This window comes from bacterium (assembly GCA_030648955.1).
Classification (GTDB): Bacteria; Patescibacteriota; Minisyncoccia; order Phycocordibacterales; family JAUSHB01; genus JAUSHB01.
In genome coordinates, this window is record JAUSHB010000006.1 from 16,822 (window position 1) to 33,093 (window position 16,272).

The 16,272-nt window shown below is 40.3% G+C and carries 14 protein-coding genes; 3 read left to right on the forward strand and 11 right to left on the reverse strand.

The features are described from left to right. Positions 1-54 precede the first annotated feature (54 nt). From Q7S11_00730 to Q7S11_00780, 11 genes are all read right to left on the reverse strand, one after another. The gene (locus Q7S11_00730) at positions 55-522 is read right to left on the reverse strand and encodes a prepilin-type N-terminal cleavage/methylation domain-containing protein (protein ID MDO8572276.1); all 468 of its coding nucleotides are present in this window, start codon (positions 520-522) and stop codon (positions 55-57) included. Between the two features lie 5 nt (positions 523-527). Continuing rightward, entirely contained in the window at positions 528-1,745 is a 1,218-nt protein-coding gene (locus Q7S11_00735) for a type II secretion system F family protein (protein MDO8572277.1), read from the reverse strand. A 12-nt stretch (positions 1,746-1,757) separates the two neighbouring features. Beyond that, a complete protein-coding gene (locus tag Q7S11_00740; GenBank protein ID MDO8572278.1) occupies positions 1,758-3,476 on the reverse strand; it encodes a GspE/PulE family protein in 1,719 nt (572 codons plus the stop codon). A 251-nt stretch (positions 3,477-3,727) separates the two neighbouring features. Further along, the gene (locus Q7S11_00745) at positions 3,728-4,408 is read right to left on the reverse strand and encodes a hypothetical protein (protein MDO8572279.1); all 681 of its coding nucleotides are present in this window, start codon (positions 4,406-4,408) and stop codon (positions 3,728-3,730) included. Positions 4,409-4,502: 94 nt separating this feature from the next. Beyond that, a complete protein-coding gene (locus tag Q7S11_00750) occupies positions 4,503-5,189 on the reverse strand; it encodes a prepilin-type N-terminal cleavage/methylation domain-containing protein (GenBank protein ID MDO8572280.1) in 687 nt (228 codons plus the stop codon). A gap of 197 nt (positions 5,190-5,386) precedes the next feature. Continuing rightward, positions 5,387-5,809, reverse strand: coding sequence for a response regulator (locus Q7S11_00755; protein MDO8572281.1), 423 nt, complete (start codon positions 5,807-5,809; stop codon positions 5,387-5,389). Between the two features lie 61 nt (positions 5,810-5,870). After that, on the reverse strand, positions 5,871-6,257 hold the full coding sequence (locus Q7S11_00760) for a response regulator (protein ID MDO8572282.1): 387 nt from the start codon (positions 6,255-6,257) through the stop codon (positions 5,871-5,873). A 141-nt stretch (positions 6,258-6,398) separates the two neighbouring features. Then, entirely contained in the window at positions 6,399-8,873 is a 2,475-nt protein-coding gene (locus tag Q7S11_00765) for an ATP-binding protein (protein MDO8572283.1), read from the reverse strand. A gap of 36 nt (positions 8,874-8,909) precedes the next feature. Further along, positions 8,910-10,589, reverse strand: a complete 1,680-nt coding sequence (locus Q7S11_00770) for a PAS domain S-box protein (protein MDO8572284.1) — start codon at positions 10,587-10,589, stop codon at positions 8,910-8,912. Positions 10,590-10,596: 7 nt separating this feature from the next. After that, entirely contained in the window at positions 10,597-12,180 is a 1,584-nt protein-coding gene (locus Q7S11_00775) for a GAF domain-containing protein (GenBank protein MDO8572285.1), read from the reverse strand. Between the two features lies 1 nt (position 12,181). After that, on the reverse strand, positions 12,182-13,189 hold the full coding sequence (locus tag Q7S11_00780) for an ABC transporter substrate-binding protein (GenBank protein MDO8572286.1): 1,008 nt from the start codon (positions 13,187-13,189) through the stop codon (positions 12,182-12,184). 364 nt (positions 13,190-13,553) lie between these two features. Here Q7S11_00780 and pilM point away from each other — a divergent pair, with 364 nt between their 5' ends. Genes pilM through Q7S11_00795 form a run of 3 tightly spaced genes read left to right on the forward strand, consistent with a single transcriptional unit; the run spans position 13,554 to position 16,225 of the window. Next, entirely contained in the window at positions 13,554-14,990 is a 1,437-nt protein-coding gene (pilM, locus tag Q7S11_00785) for a pilus assembly protein PilM (protein ID MDO8572287.1), read from the forward strand. A gap of 13 nt (positions 14,991-15,003) precedes the next feature. Next, the gene (locus Q7S11_00790) at positions 15,004-15,567 is read left to right on the forward strand and encodes a hypothetical protein (GenBank protein ID MDO8572288.1); all 564 of its coding nucleotides are present in this window, start codon (positions 15,004-15,006) and stop codon (positions 15,565-15,567) included. A 28-nt stretch (positions 15,568-15,595) separates the two neighbouring features. After that, entirely contained in the window at positions 15,596-16,225 is a 630-nt protein-coding gene (locus Q7S11_00795; protein MDO8572289.1) for a LytR C-terminal domain-containing protein, read from the forward strand. Positions 16,226-16,272: the final 47 nt, after the last annotated feature.

Here is a 16,272-nt window from a genome sequence, read left to right on the forward strand (position 1 = left end):
TTCTTTTATCTTTTTTATAAACATGTTGAGTAGTTTATGGAATCGTTATCCTGCCTAATACACCGTCCCCTGTGCAGTCACCGTAATGGTAGCTGTGTCGCCTAGAGATGAAAGCCCGAGTGTCATTGCAGTGGCTGTTCCACTTATTTTTGAAAAAATAATTTCTTTACTCAAACCCTCTCCCGGATTGGTAAATATTACCCCGCGCGGTAGTGTTGTGGTTGAATGAACGGCCGTGAGCACATCGATATAATTTGTAGGTGTTGAAAAGATTTCGTAGTAATCGTCTGCGCTATTCACTGCACGCATACCCCATTTCATGTTATTCTCACCCGCCATAGACTTTGCTCGTACATTTTTAATGTCAGACATCAATGTTTTACTAGTAGCTTGAGATTCAATAGTCGTTACCGTATTATGAAAATATCCCGCTCCTGCTGCACTCAATCCCGCAAGAATAGCAATGACAATCAAAATTTCAAGCAAACTTATGCCTCGAGAAAGATTATAGAAATTAGACATACGGTCTAAGTAAATTTACCTACGAGCTGATAGATAGGGAGTAGTATCGAGAGAGCGACGGCACCGATAACAAGCCCCATAAAAAGAAGGAGGACCGGCTCAATGAGCGAGGATAGGTCTTTTAGTTTTCCGTCAACTTCTTCTTCATAAAAATCTGATACAGTCGCAAGGATAGAGGTGAGTGTCCCTGTTTTTTCTCCCATAAGAATGAGGCTTACGAACAGATGGGGAAACAAATGGGGATATTTTAAAAATGTTTGTGAAAAAGGAATTCCGCTTTGTATTTCTTTTGCAGATTTTAAAATCGCTTCGCGATAATAATAATTTCCCACCGAGTTTGCTGAAAGCTCAAGCGCTTCTGTCGCGGGTATTCCGCTCCCAATGAGACCCCCCAGAGTACGCGCAAAGCGTATAAGTGCTACTTTTTTTACAAGATCACTTGCAATCGGAACCTTAAGTAATATTTTAAAAAAGAATTTTCTCCCGCGTTCAGTTTTGCGAAAAAAAACAAAGAACCAAATGAAAAACGCAACAATTCCTACATCAACAAAGATATAGGTCGAAAGAAAATTACTTGTTGCAATAAGTATCTTTGTCACGAGAGGTAATTCAACGCCACTTTGTAAAAATGCTTTTGTCAGTCGCGGAAGTACAAAAATCAGCAAAAGCCCGATTACTGCAACCGAACCAACAAGAAGTATGACGGGGTAGGTGAGCGCAGATCTTACCTTACGGGTGAGATTATATTCTTTGGTGAGATATTTCCCTAAGTTATCAAGTGTCACGTCCAGCTGTCCAGATGCTTCAGCCGCTTTAAGCATTCCCAGAAACATGGGCGGAAAATATTTCCCATTCATCTCAAACCCTCGTGAAAGCGGCTGCCCGTTTTTTACTTGCGATTTTGCAGTACGCAAAACTTTCTGTAGAATTTTCTTTTTAGTGTCCTCAATAAGAATATCAAGTGCCTCAATAATGCCGAGCCCCGCACGAATCGCAGCTGAAAGATTGCGAACTAAAAAAACAATGTCGACAGGCGTGATGCGCTCAAAAATTGAGATAGCCAAAATTCCTTCTTTTTCTCCAATCTTAATCTGATTGATAGACACAGGAGTCAATCCACGTTTATTCAAATGTGTGACCACCTCGCGCTCATTGGCGGCATCAAACTCACCTCGAATTATTGCGCCATCTTTGTCATACCCTTCGTAGAAATAGATGCTCATAATACATTTATATTACTCCCTCACCACCCTTAATATTTCCTCAATAGTGGTCATTCCCCGTTCAACTTTCCCGAGACCATCCTCAAACATTGTTACCATTCCTTCACGAATCGCCACCTTGCGAATTTCCCCTACTGTAGCAACTTTCATAAGAAGCTCCCGAATCGCATTACTCACCTGGAACAACTCGAAGATACCAATTTGTCCCGTAAACCCCGTATTGCCGCATACCTTGCACCCCTTACCACGATAGAGCGTAGTTGGTGTATTTTTTATATTACCTTCACCAAGTGTTTTTATCTCCCCCACAATAAGATGATTTATTTCTGCGGGGATGGGGTATGACTCAACACATGATGTACATATCCTACGAACTAAGCGTTGAGCTATCACGAGATTCACGGTTGAAGAAAGTAGGAATGCGGGAGCACCCATATCAAGAAGACGGGGCAGGGCCGAGGGAGCATCATTCGTATGAAGAGATGAAAGCACTAAATGTCCCGTAAGGGCGGCATGGACTGCGATTTCTACTGTTTCATTGTCACGTATCTCACCAATCATTATGATGTCGGGATTTTGACGCAAAAGTGCACGCAGACCATTAGCAAAGGTGATGCCTGATTTTGAATTTACCTGCGTTTGATTAATGCCGGATACTTGATATTCTATCGGATCCTCGATTGTCGTTATATTTACTTTTGTCGTATTCAAAATATTGAGCATTGCATAGAGCGTAGTTGTCTTTCCGTGTCCCGTAGGACCCGTAACCAATATCATTCCGTGGGGTTTTTTGATCTCCTCATCAATCCGAGTTTGCATTTTTTCAGGAACACCCAGGTCATCGAGAGTAAGTGGACGAGCGGAATTTTTCAATAGTCGCATTTCAACTTTTTCACCATGGAATATCGGCATGATGTTGGTACGAATATCAATAGCTGTACCGTCCTCAATTTCAAAACGAAATCGTCCATCTTGGGGTGTTCTATGTTCATCGATTTGTAGGTTGCCAAGAATTTTCACCCGCGCAACAAGAATTGGCGCAATCGTTTTGGGAAGTGCTAATATTTCCTGCATGATTCCATCGATACGAAATCGTACCAGGAGAGCTTTTTCGAGCGGCTCAAAATGGATATCGGAAGCATTGAGTACCGCTGCATGCTCCACGATATTATCAAGGATCGCCACAATGGGAACCGCGGAAGCTGTTTTTGCCAAATCTGTATCACTGCTCACGGCAATTAAAAGTGACTTTTCTATGTTTTCAGATATTGTTTGATTAAATCCTACGCCAATTTTCTTTTTATATTGCCTAAGACCATATTTAAAGCTCGTAATCGTCATGAGATGTGTTTCTATCCAAACACCAAGTTTTGCGCGCAAGAATTCAATCGTATCAAGATCGAGCGGATCAAGCATCGCGATTTTGAGAATTTTTTTAGTCACATCATGCTCAAAAGCAATAACGCTCTTTGATTTAGCGTAATTTTCTGAAACAAGCTCAAGTGTCTTTTGTGGAATATTGACCTTTTTAAGGTTTATGAGTGGAACTTCAAAATATGGAGAAAGAACTTCCGATAAGTATTCCTCTGAAATATATCCTTTCCCCATGAGAATCTCGGGAATTTCGCGTCCTGTTTTAAATGACTCATCACGAGCCAATTCAAAATCCTTATCAGTCACCACGCCGGATTCATTTAGTATTTTTTTTAGGTTGTCGGTGGTAATGTGCATGCCCACATATTATATCATGTGGTTTTATGCTCGCATATCCATAAAAATAATCATACGCATAAAGCCCTTCGAGCGTTTCTTTGTTATTTTGTTAGAAAATGATCATTTAATTTTTTCCCTAGGCTCGTTAAGACTTCGTAGCCCCTTCCAATTGTCTTAACATCTTCACGACCGTGAAAGTATTCCGTGCGGGGTGATAATTTAATGTATGTGGTTTGATCTGTAGTGTATATTGTTTACCGTAAAAAGACTTAGACCTTGAGGGCGGAAATATGAAAAAACGCCGTGGGATCACCAAATATTGACAGTACAAATATAGTCATGACCGAAAGTAGAAAAGAAATTCCAAGAGTGGTTCGAGATTCTTTGAGCACTTTCAGCCGATACATACTCATTATAACCGTATAGAAAAGTGCGCCGGGAATAAAGACAAGTACCCCTGGCCAGCCGGACAAAAGAGCACAGAGAAGTCCCAGTTCCATCTCCCCTTCTGCAAAGAAATGACCGCGATAGTTACGTAATAATCTAAGAAATGCATAGAACGCGAATGACACGAGAAGAAGGATTCCCACCCTTAACCAAAAACGACCGAGAACATAAAACATAAAATACCCGCCAGAATGGTTAAAAAACGGTCGAGTAAATTCAATCGCACTGGGGAAGGGTACCGCCGTGCTCACGGGAGCAGTTACCAAAAATTTTGTCAATTCGGTTCCATTTTGCCAAACAGCATGCTGACCAAAAGTAAGCAAAAGAGAATACCCTATCATAAATACTATCGTAAGAAATGAGAGTATCCAAAGACGCCGACGTAAAACACCCTCTCTTCCCTCTTTGTTCCTTAGAAATACTAGAGTCGTAAAAACTAAGAGTGCCGGAATTACGATGCGAGGTGCCCACAAGGCTATACTACTGATAACGTGATAATCCATATTATTTTATTATACACCAAAGCCCGCCTTGAAGGCGGGCTTTGGAAAAACTAAATCTTCTAAACTTCAAGGAACGTTTTATTGGACTATTGGACTAGAAATCTACACCCGCGCCCAAAATTCTCAAGTTTGTTCCTACTTCGTAATAGTCGTTATTATTACCACCATCTTTTGTTCTTCTGTTATCAGTGCTTGTGTATTCAGTGCTTTCAAGTTGTGCGTTAATCTCAAAGTTGAGAGGATTCGCGGCGCATGCGTAGCGATATACGAGGTCAGTGCTTGCAACAGTACCAAGTGCTGCAATTGTATTAGTTGGATCTTGTGGAACATTTGAAATTGGAGACCCACTAGTAAGAGAATCGAAACTTACTGGAATCCATCCCGTACCATCAGTAAGGGTTGGTGTTGCTGACTGACCTGAAACCACAACAATACTGCCATCAAGTGTTGTATCTGTAATCAGAGTACCAGAACCAAGCGAGTAAAAAATCTTGTCTCCAGCGATATATGCAGCAGTAGGGGATGCCTTACATGCCGTATTGTTTGCAACATCACCAAGATAAGGGGTCGATGTGCTGGTAATATAAAGACCGAGTGCTGTCTTGAGCGTGCTCAAGTCTGAAATTCGCTGTGCATCTCGAGACTTCTTAAGCGTCTCTGCTGGGTTTATGACCAAAATAAGAGCGACTGACAAAATCGCAATAATTGCGATTACAATCAAAAGTTCAAGGAGTGTGAAACCATCTTTCTTTTCCCGTGACATAACATTTCCTGTGTACATAGTATAAAAAATTATTTTCTATTAAATTACCGAACTTATTAACTCATGTGCTCGAATGCTCTTGCAATTATACAACATACTACTCAACAATAGATAACTGTGGGTGTGGATAACCCCCCCCTTTTTTTTTACGGACCTCACTCTCATTAAAAATCCAAAAAAGACGACTGTGCGTAGAATGTTGATGTGAGGAGTGCTTATTGTCGTTCCGTATTCCCATTACTCCCCTTCCCGCCATTTTTTTCTAAATACTGCTTAACCTTACTGATTACTTCTCCGATTGAATAATCCACCTTAATAAGGTAGTCGACCGCGCCAAGTCCCATTGCACGATCACGGTCAGTTTGTTGACCTAGATTTGAAAGTGCGATTATGGGAATATTTGCTAGTTCTGGTTTCTTTTTTACCTCTTCTATCACCCAAAAACCATCACGTCCCGGTATCATAAGATCAAGGAGGATCAAGTCCGGTATTTCAATGGCGATCCCCGCAAAACCCGATGGACCATCTCGAAACACCTTAACATCTACATTTTCTTTCGCGAGTTTGATTTCATAAACCTTTGAAATATGTTCGTCGTCTTCTATAATCACTATTTTTTTTCTTTTTTCTGTATCCATTGAATTTCTGTTATACGGAACGAATCTTTGACGAGTCTCAAATTACAAGCGTACGATTTCTTTAGATGTACGAAACCACCTTTGAAACCAATGTATCTAAATCATAGGCACTTTTAACCAGGTAGTCAACCGCCCCCAACTCGAGGGCTCTTTTCTTTGAATCGTCTCCTCCTGATACTGATACTACGATAACTTTTTTATCTTTATATAAAGGGTTTTTCCTCATGAGTTCAAGGAAATTGAGACCGTTCATTCCAGGCAATAAAATATCGAGCCAAATGAGCACAACGCTATTATTTTCTTCGAGAACTTTAAATGCGTCCTCCGCATTAAAGGTAGTTGCAATAGTATAGCCTCTTTTGTTCAACTTAAGAACAATGGCTTTATTAAGAGCTACGTCGTCTTCGACAACAAGAATTGTTTTCACTTCGGTAGATTTTTCAATCATGTGTTTAGTATACCACAAACTATAAATCATTAACCATGCGTCTATGTAAAATAACTATTTTATTACAATTAAAGCGATCTCGTATTACTCTAGGACACTCCCGCGGAATGTCTTTTTGTGCCTGCACTGTCTTTTATAGAATCAGCTCATCTTCTGCGTAAGGGAAGGATGTTCGGGAACAGTAACATTGAACGTTGTTCCCTTCCCTATTTCAGAATCAAACCACACCTTGCCTCCCCATGATTCGATTAATCCTTTTACTAACGAAAGTCCGAGCCCTGATCCATCAGGAACCTTATTCAAGGCATTCTGAGCTCTGTAGAATTTTGAAAAGATTCTTGATTTTTCTTCATCCGGAATACCGATTCCATTATCTTGAACGCGACAGAGATATTCTCCTGCTCTTTTTTCAATACTTACGTTTATAATTCCGCCATTATTGGTGTATTGAATCGAGTTTGCAATCAGGTTCAAAAACACCTGTCGTAGCAATAATGGATCAAGGTCGATATCGGGGATATCTCCTTGTGGAAGTGAGACATTCATCGTAAGGGCTTTGGGGGAAAGTTGGGGTTTGAATTCTTCTATAACTTCATTCATAAGTTTCACAATGTTCACCTTCTCCGTACTTTGCTTTAATGTTCCATTTTCTATTCTGGAAATTGATAACAAAAGATCGATTGTATTGTAAAGACGGAGTGTACCGCTATTGACCTCGGATGCAAAGTCTCTTTGCATTTCATTAAGAGGTCCCGCATCTTCTGAAAGAAGCATTTCGGAATACCACCTAATTGAAGTAAGTGGCGTGCGTAATTGGTGCGATGCAATGGATATAAAACTTGATTTTGATTCATCGAGTGCTTTTTCTTTACTAATATCGCGAAACACAATAACTGCGCCCATATCCTTATCTTTTACGAGCGGAGTAGCAAAAACTGCAACAGGAAATTCCTTTCCGGAATTTGTGCGAAATGAGTAGCGGTCTTCTAATCCAATCTCTATGGGCTGTTTCGTTGCAAGCACTCGCGCCATAAGACGATCGTCGTAGGGAATGTCCTTTCCATCTTTACGCGCCAAGATTACATCGTCTACCTTTTTCCCTATAATATCTTTCAAGGAAATATCAAGTATTTGTTCCGTCATCGGATTTGCAAGCGTTATAACATGTTCTTGGTTAACCAAAAAAAGTCCCTCGCCAACGGACGTAATAATCGACTGTAGCTCATTGCGTTGCAACTTAAATTTTTCTTTTAGCTCCCAAGCATCTTCGAGCACATTCACGGTTGCGCGTTTTGAATCTTCAAGGAATTTATTTTGTCGTTCGGTAGTTTCCAAGCTCGCCGCAAGGTCATGAGTTTTTTCAATCACTTTCTTTTCAAGATCAAACTGAGCTTCATAGATGCGTACAAGCATGCGATTAAAAGCCCCCGCAAGGACTCCAATTTCATCATGCGTGCTTATGGTAAACAGGGGTAATATATTTGATTTATTTTTAATATCTATATGAGTCACAAAATCCGTTAGTCGCTTGAGGGGAGACACGACCAAAAAGGAAATGAGGAAATAAATAATCACACCGATGCCGAGAAGAAACGCAAGCCAGATCGCTATTAGATTCGTGATTTTATCCAAAAAGGCATATACCTCTCGCTTCTCTACCTCAACAAGAATCCATAGATTTAACGTTGGTGACCATGTATACCCACCAAGCACATTGACCGCATTGTGGTTGATATACTCTACGAGACCACTGTCGCCCACGAGTGGACTCCCTCTTCCCCAGAGTTCAAACGTAGCGCCAACCTCCTGAATGTTCTCATGATCCTCTGTATCGTGTACATGTTCTTCGGCAAGCACTTGCCCATTTTGAGAAATGAGGTAGAGCTCTGTGTGTGTTTGAAAAAAACCGGTAGATAAAAATGGCTTTGTAAATTCCCTCATGGGCACATCCCCCGCGAGAAATAATTTGGTTGAACCATTTTCTGTGAACAGGCGTGTAACAACAGTGACAACTTGATCATCATCACCCCCTTCGTTATATATCAAAAATGTTTCATCGTTAGAATGTATTGAACGTGCATGAGATCTGGTGTTTTTGTACAGATCCATGTACGTTTGCGATCCCTGTGATATGTCTGTGTTCATTGACACTATCAACTTTTCCCCAATTGCATCAAAAATGTAAATATTCGTAAATACCCCCGCCGTGTGAGCGTCCTTACCCACCATAGAGACCAAATATTCTCTTAGCGCATTTTGAACACCGAGCTTTGTTTTTGGTGGTGGCGTGTCTTCTTGACTAGGTATGCTATGCAACATTTCTACTATTTCTTTAGACCCTGTGAAGTTTGACTTGAAAACAATAAGGTGTCCTCCCAAATCCGCGTAGTAATCACTGATTGATTTATCTGCGATATCAACGGATATTTGCATCTTCTCGTGTATTTCATCTTTGCTAAATGAACTCACGCTCAAAAACATATAAATACCCGCGGCAAATAAAGGCAAAAATCCTGCGACTGCCACCAACGTTGCAAGTTTGTATGTAATACCGAAACGAACCCGCATTTCGGTATTTATTTTTCGCTGTTTCTTTTTATTGTTTTTAAAGATCATTGTATGTGCTGTTTATAGGGCACTCGCTTTTTCTCGTTATGGTGAATTGAACTTCTTCTTAAGTTCTTCTAATTCCTCCTTGATTTCAACCATCCGAAGTTCGCGACCAATCATCAATCGATTGGCTTCTTCAAGTTGAATCGTCTTTGATTTGAGCACTTCTTCATCTATTTTATGTTTTGTAATATCGCGACAGTTACAAACAATGCCGTTGACGACAGGATTATTAAGGAGGTTTTTGCCCAGTGCTTCAATGGTGCGCCAAGTACCATCCTTGTGGTGAAAACGAAATTCAACGGTGTGCGTTTCCTCTGGCTCTCCCACCACCTTTTCAAATGTCTTTTTTATCCCAGGGAGATCATCTTCGTGCATATGCTCAAAAATCTTTTTTCCCTTGAGCTCATCCGGATTATACCCCAAGATTGCAGAAAAAGAGGGACTCGCATACGATACCGTACCATCTTTCCCGATTACCGTGACCATATCAACGGAATTTTCACTGAGCGTTTGATAATATTTTTTTTCTATCTCGAGTTTTTCTTCAGTAATCTTATTTTCCGTTATGATGAACTGTATGCTCACATATCCCGTAATAATCCCTTTCGTGCTGATTACGGGAACAATAATCGCGTCAACCCAATACAACGAATCATCCTTAGCTTTATTTTTAATTTGTCCGTGCCAAACACGACCTTTCAAAAGATAGTTATGCCACATGTCATCAAAAAAAGCTTGCGGATGGAATTCTGAGCGTAACACGCGGTGATTATTTCCAATCAATTCCTCTCGAGAATATTTAGAGTTTTGAATGAACGTATCGCTTACATAAAAAATATTACCGCGTTCATCTGTTTGAGAAACAATGGCGATAGAATTCATTGCATCGAGAATCGTTTTAAAATTCTTGGGAAGTACATCCGGAGACGTGTTCTTGAGAACAAATGAGTGCACTGATGCTTCAACGATTGTTTCATGAAGAGAGGATGTGGTACTATCTTCACTGCGATAGCCAGAGAATTCTTCAACATGAATGTCGTCATGTGTAATCCCCATTTCCATAAGTGATGCCAAAGAAAACCGTACCATCCCTTCCGGTCCCGCTACATACCAAAGGGCATTTTTTTCGTTTTCTACAATCTTTTTCAACTCGTAGAGCGTAAGGTCTCCCTCAATATACTGCACTGAAATATTTGGATTTCCTTGTGAAAACTCATCGAGATCTTTGCGATACGCCCTTGTTTCTTCGTCCTTGCTTACATAAAGTAGCGTAATCCTATGAGGAAGTTTATTTTCATAAGAATACCGCAAGATACTCAAAAAGGGAGTAATACCGATGCCCCCGGCTATACACACAATGGGACGAGAACTGTCCTCTGGAATAAAGAAGGAGCCCAATGGATCACTTACGTGAACCACCGAACCAGTTGCCATTTCAAGAATGCTTTTTTTAAATCCGCTTCCGGAAATACGAAATGCTATCGTGATAACATCATGATTATTTGGTGATGATAAAATCGAAAAATCCCTTCCATTTCCCCTGGGATCCTGGAATATGAGGCTGGGAAGCATTATGTGGACATATTGTCCCGGCGTAAAGGGTAATTCTTGTTCGACAATTTCTGACGACCCACCAACAGACTTACGACCAAAAGTAATCTCTATAGTTCCCCCAGCGACAACTCTTCGGTCTATGATTGGTAAATGATACTTAGACATACATTCGCTATGATTTAGGGTTAAGTTTTTCGGTAAGCTGTAAAATTTCTTTTTTTAGCTCTATCATTCTCAATTCGCGCTCAATGGTAATCTTGTTTATTTTAGTAAGTTCATTAATAGTGTGCGTCATTTTTTCTTCCGCTTCTTTCTTTTCAATTTTCTGAGCAATAATGCCTGCAACAGATTGAATAAACGAAACGTCCTGGGAAGAAAATGTTCTTCGTTTTATAGAGTACACACTAAGGACTCCATATGGCTTGCCGGTGTTTTTTGGAATAACGACACTTACGCCACTTGTTATACCATGTTCTGCTAAGTGAGGAGGTGCCTGAAAGCGCTGTTCTACTTTGAAGTCTGTAACAACAATTGGCTCATCTGAAAGAAATGTATATTCTACTTGCGAGTTTTTTCCCGCTTCGACAATAGTGTTCCCCAACATGCCTTCTCTCCATCCAGCGCCGATAACAAGACGCAACGCTTTGCCGTCAGGGAGAAGCTCAAGAATACTGACGTAGTCAACCCCTAAGCTTGCCCTAATCTTAGAAACCCCATCTTGCGTGAACACTTGAACATTCGATTCAGTAATCGCACTTCTGCTGAAGTCTGCCACAAATGCCTGCTGGCGAATACGTAACGAAACAGCTTTGTTTGTGTTTATAAGTCTTCGATTAATACTGCGCAACGCCAGCAAAACAATAACACCGAGTACGCTAATCAATGTGGCGTAAATTTTAATCTGATTGATTGCTTTAAATACATCACTTCGGTTTTCTTCAAGGATGACCAAAAATTGAGGGCCGGAAACATAGCCTCCCGCAGAGAGAACGCGAACACCTTTTTCATTTTTATACGTGTATCTATCGTCAAGCGAAGATGTCGTTTGTTTTGCTTGAAGCGTATCGATCACAATACGCCGCGACATGTAGCCCGGGTTTTTAAGCACCAAGGATGTATCCGGATCGCTGATCAAAACTCCCTCACTGTCGACAATATATAGTTTTCCCGTTTGTGCAAGTTTAATACTCCCAACATCCTTAAACATTTCATTCACATTAAATTCAGCAGAAATAACACCGGCAAGAGCTTCATCTGATGTGTAGAAAGGAACACTGGCAATAATATGTGGCTCAAGGTTTGCTGAGATTGTTACAGAAGACCATGCTGGTCTTCTGGTTGTTATCGCTTCCATAAAATTATGGCGCGTACTAATATTCTCATACGTGAGCAGATTCGTGGGTTTAAACTTATCAAACTTAATAATTTCTTTGCCGGAAGGATCGGTAAGAGAAACTGCCTTAACATTATCCCCCTTGAGTACGTTTTGTAGTACGAGACTATTTTCCTTAGCCTCAAGATCCGGGATAATGTATTGAGACGATACCTGAAGTCCTAGAATATTATTTTCGAGAAATAACTTTATTCTTGATAGTGCGATTTCAATCGTACGTTCCTCAACAATGTTTATGTTGCTCCGAAGAAGCGTAAGCGTAGGGAAAAGCCAAATAAGGTTACCGAGCACCACGAGAGAACCCAGGAATATGTATACGTGTGAAGAATAATTGCTTTTTGTGGTGCCCATAGGCAGAATCATGTTAGTTTACAATTTGGGATGCAATACTTTTTATTTCTTCCGAAAACGTGACGCCGATTTCTTTCGCATTCTTAATACTCAACACAAAATCAATTTTACTCGGAGTTTCAAAAGGAAGTGCTCCGGGATCTTCTCCTTGGAGAACTTTCTCGGCGATACGCGCAAGTGATCTTCCCATGTCGGCGTAATCTGGTCCATATGAAGCAAGGGCTCCGCCATTGAGTGCTGCTTTGTCGGGCATAATGATTGGTAATTTATTCTCCCGCGCAACCTTGAGAAAGAGGTCCGACTGTGAAAAAAGCGTTCCGTGAGGATAGAACATGAGCGCGTCAAATTTTTTCCAATCCACACCCATAAAAGCGTCTTCAATTTCTTTTCGTCCCGGATTGGTAAGAGAAAATTCAGTTAGGGTAATGCCTAGTTTTTTACTTAATTCCTTGCCGATAGGTCGAGCTATCGCTGTAGGACCGCACGTAGTATCATAAAACATTGCAATATTTTTTATAGACGGAATCATTTTTTTGATAAGCTCAATCCGTTTGGGGGTAAGCTCAATACTTTGGTGCGAAATACCAGCAATATTGATTCCAGAACTTTGAATTGATTTAAAATACCCGTGAGCGATAGGATCTCCTAACGCAGTCAATATGGGGATAGTTTTTGTTTTATCCGCAAGATCAAATGTTGGTCTGGTAGAAATGGTGGCAATGAGATCTGGTTTTTCAGCAATAGCTTCATCAATATACGTTTTGAGTTTTTCCTTACTTCCTTCAGTATTCTTATAATCAATGACGATACTTAATCCCTGCTCATGATGTATTTTCCTAATCTCTTTCATGAAACTATCCAAAAAAATCGTGAATGTTTCTCCGCCAGGATTTAATACCACAATGTGGTGAGTATGGACTGTTTCTTCCCCCCCTTTTATGCCCCCATGCTCGTAAACATACCATACTGCAATACTAAGAATAGAAAAAACGAGTACGATCAAAAATAATTTTTTAGGCATGTATTCTAGTATTTTGAGGAAGTTTACAAATCTTAAAATAAAGTAATTGTTTACGGAAAGATGAGGTCACGCTCCCCATTAAGATCTGGCGACAGTTTAATATGTGTATAGTATACTAGAACCAAACATAAATCCAAAGGGAGAAGGCTCCATCTAATTAAGTATGTGCGCAATGACACAATGTGTCTCAAGAATTACCACAAAGAAGTCAGGTAGAGATAAAAATTCCCACACTCTAATCGCATCATTAGATTATCACCATATCCACTCGATTAAATACAGAGATATAGTGGTATAATCTTTAAGTATGGCGTAATTTCAGATCCCCAGTATCTGCCGTACGCAGGAATAGACTTAATTTAAAATGAACTTTATTAAAATTTTCACACGAGAGGAGTCAATCGCGGGTCTTGAAATAAGCGAGACTCATCTGAAGCTCGCGTTTCTAACCCTCGAAACTTCTCACAAAAAAGAACAGCCAACCCTACGTATCAAAGCACTCACCGAAGAACCTCTACCGGGGGGCACTATACAAGATGGCGAAGTTCTCGATAGAGAAGCATTGACAGCTTCCCTTATTAAACTCCTCAATAAATCACCGAGTGTTAAATATTTTATTGTTTCCATACCGGGGAATAAACTTTACCAAAAGATTTTTCCATTTCCCCAGACTATTTTAGAAGAGCGCCTTGTTGACGCGATGAAATTGGTGACGACATTCCAATTACCCTACGCGGAAGATACGGCCTATGTTGATTGGGAAAAATCATCAAATAATCTGCACAATGAAGTTTTTCTTGCCACTGCCCCCAAGACTGTTGTCGAAGGATTTTTATCAGCACTTGATCGTGCGGGGGTCAAAACAGTTGCGCTCGAATCACACACAATGAGCTTGGCTCGAGTAGTAGAACATGAAGACCAACCTATTCTGGTATGTAACACCGGAAAAACAGACATCACATTCTCGGTGGTAAAAAATGGTATTCCACGATTTGAAAGAATCACCCCAATTTCTCTCTTGGGTGAAAAATCCATGAGTATGGAGATGGAAAAAATTAAAAAATTTTATGAGGTTGAATGGAGGGAGGTAATTACGCGCGTAATTGAACTTCCCCATGTTTCGCTTTTTCACTCACTTGCGCTTGAGTTGAAACGTTTTGGCGGGGAGAATAATACAACAGCATGGGTAATTGCTCTTGGGGCAGCCATGCGCGGACTTCTCCCGCGAGCAGAAGATACCATCGTGAGCATGCTTCCCGTAGGTACCGAAAAAGCATATGAGTACCAGAAGGCGGTAGCATTTTCAAAATTTATCACCAACACCACAATCGGTCTTGCGCTATTCTGGACTGCAATATTTTTCAGTTCGTGGATTCTTTTGTCGGCAATTCAACAAGATTCCAATAAAGAACTCTCGTCACTCTCATCGCTTCCCTCTTCAGCGGAAAACTTGGCTCTTGAAGATCGGGCGCACGAATTTAACGCACTCGCAAGGCGAGCAAATTCTATTATTGCCACATTTCCCGCATGGAGTATGGTTGTTGAGGATGTTAAAGCCCATAGCGTGAAGGGTATCACTATTACCAATGTTTCATTCGCCACCCCTGATTCACTTTTTTCATTAACCGGCATAGCCGCAACACGCGCCGATATTAATATATTTAAAAAATCGATGGAAACTTCAAAGATTTTTACCGAAATGACCATTCCCCTTACAAACCTTGAACAACGAGCAAATATTTCTTTTTCAGCAACATTCCGCATGATCGATCCGAATGTCTTGTATCAAGGTAACAAGTAAAAAAAACTTATTTATGCTTACTCGACGACAACTTTTAATAACCCTGGGTAAACATTTTTTTGTGATGATCACAGCCATCATCGTAGCATCTATTGCCATATCCATACTCAGTAGAAATATTACGTCAATCGGAGATTCCCTCATTGAAAAAAAACGACTATCGATCATACTTTCCAAACGAGGCGAATATCTTTCGGGACTCAAGCGAGATTTTAATGTTGTGGGCGAAGCAGACAAAAGGATTATAGAAGCATCCCCGCCTTCTGATAATATTCTCCCTTTTGTCGCCATTCTCGAAAACATAGCGGATCAGACATCAGTACAACAGTCGTTTAAATTTGGAATTCCATCGCTCACGGGTGAAAAACAAAACGGTATGGAAATCGCAACCATAGACTACTCAATTCGCGTAAACGGAAACGTACATACCCTGATTAATTATTTACAGCGGTTTGAGTCGCTCCCCTACTTTTCAACAATCTCAAGTATAACCATATCCGGAGGTGGAACACGGGGCTGGGAAGAAACTGCTCAGGCAACAATTGAAGCAAAAATCTACACACTGTCGAATCAATAAATACAATCTCTTACTTTATTAAAATACCATGAAAGAGCGATATAAAATTAAATTAAAGGAGATCATAAAAGGAATCACGTGGAAAAAAGTCTTCTACCCGACGCTTGTTAGTATTTTTGCACTTATTATTATTGTATTGTTCATATTTTCCGTACGCTTTATCTCTAAAAGTATCAATCGAGTATTTATAAATGAGGAAAGTATTGAGGGTCAATTGCCACGTCTTGAACTTGATAGTTATTTACCTGTCGCAAAAAAATTAGGCATCCCGGTAAACACATTTGAACCATCACAGGAGCTCGGTGATGAATTTGTGGCAGAATCACAAATTCATACGCCCTCGAACTCATCCGCTACCAGTTCGCAGTATACTATCGACAACATACAATCGCTTAAAATTGCCATATACAATAGCACTGATGTTCCTGGTCTAGCTCAAAATCTTAAGAATATTCTCAAAGAAAAAGGTTTTGAGGTGACCGAGACTGGCAATACGGAAAAGACGGGCGACCATACGCTGATTAAAATAAAAGAAAGTAAAAAGGACTCATTGGCGGAAGTAAAAACGATTGTTGGCGAACACTACAATATCGGTGAATCCCCTTTTCTTTCTGAAGATAGCGAATTTGACGTAATTATCATAATAGGAGATAAATAGATTTGTGGGATACTCCATCGTGAGCATATCAAAAAAATCACATACTA

What these genes read in the sequence shown, in the direction of transcription:
- Q7S11_00730 (MDO8572276.1), bottom strand. Translation starts at nt 522, where the DNA reads ATGTCTAATTTCTATAATCTTTCTCGAGGCATAAGTTTGCTTGAAATT.
- Q7S11_00735 (MDO8572277.1), bottom strand. Translation starts at nt 1,745, where the DNA reads ATGAGCATCTATTTCTACGAAGGGTATGACAAAGATGGCGCAATAATT.
- Q7S11_00740 (MDO8572278.1), bottom strand. Translation starts at nt 3,476, where the DNA reads ATGCACATTACCACCGACAACCTAAAAAAAATACTAAATGAATCCGGC.
- Q7S11_00745 (MDO8572279.1), bottom strand. Translation starts at nt 4,408, where the DNA reads ATGGATTATCACGTTATCAGTAGTATAGCCTTGTGGGCACCTCGCATC.
- Q7S11_00750 (MDO8572280.1), bottom strand. Translation starts at nt 5,189, where the DNA reads ATGTACACAGGAAATGTTATGTCACGGGAAAAGAAAGATGGTTTCACA.
- Q7S11_00755 (MDO8572281.1), bottom strand. Translation starts at nt 5,809, where the DNA reads ATGGATACAGAAAAAAGAAAAAAAATAGTGATTATAGAAGACGACGAA.
- Q7S11_00760 (MDO8572282.1), bottom strand. Translation starts at nt 6,257, where the DNA reads ATGATTGAAAAATCTACCGAAGTGAAAACAATTCTTGTTGTCGAAGAC.
- Q7S11_00765 (MDO8572283.1), bottom strand. Translation starts at nt 8,873, where the DNA reads ATGATCTTTAAAAACAATAAAAAGAAACAGCGAAAAATAAATACCGAA.
- Q7S11_00770 (MDO8572284.1), bottom strand. Translation starts at nt 10,589, where the DNA reads ATGTCTAAGTATCATTTACCAATCATAGACCGAAGAGTTGTCGCTGGG.
- Q7S11_00775 (MDO8572285.1), bottom strand. Translation starts at nt 12,180, where the DNA reads ATGATTCTGCCTATGGGCACCACAAAAAGCAATTATTCTTCACACGTA.
- Q7S11_00780 (MDO8572286.1), bottom strand. Translation starts at nt 13,189, where the DNA reads ATGCCTAAAAAATTATTTTTGATCGTACTCGTTTTTTCTATTCTTAGT.
- pilM (MDO8572287.1), top strand. Translation starts at nt 13,554, where the DNA reads ATGAACTTTATTAAAATTTTCACACGAGAGGAGTCAATCGCGGGTCTT.
- Q7S11_00790 (MDO8572288.1), top strand. Translation starts at nt 15,004, where the DNA reads ATGCTTACTCGACGACAACTTTTAATAACCCTGGGTAAACATTTTTTT.
- Q7S11_00795 (MDO8572289.1), top strand. Translation starts at nt 15,596, where the DNA reads ATGAAAGAGCGATATAAAATTAAATTAAAGGAGATCATAAAAGGAATC.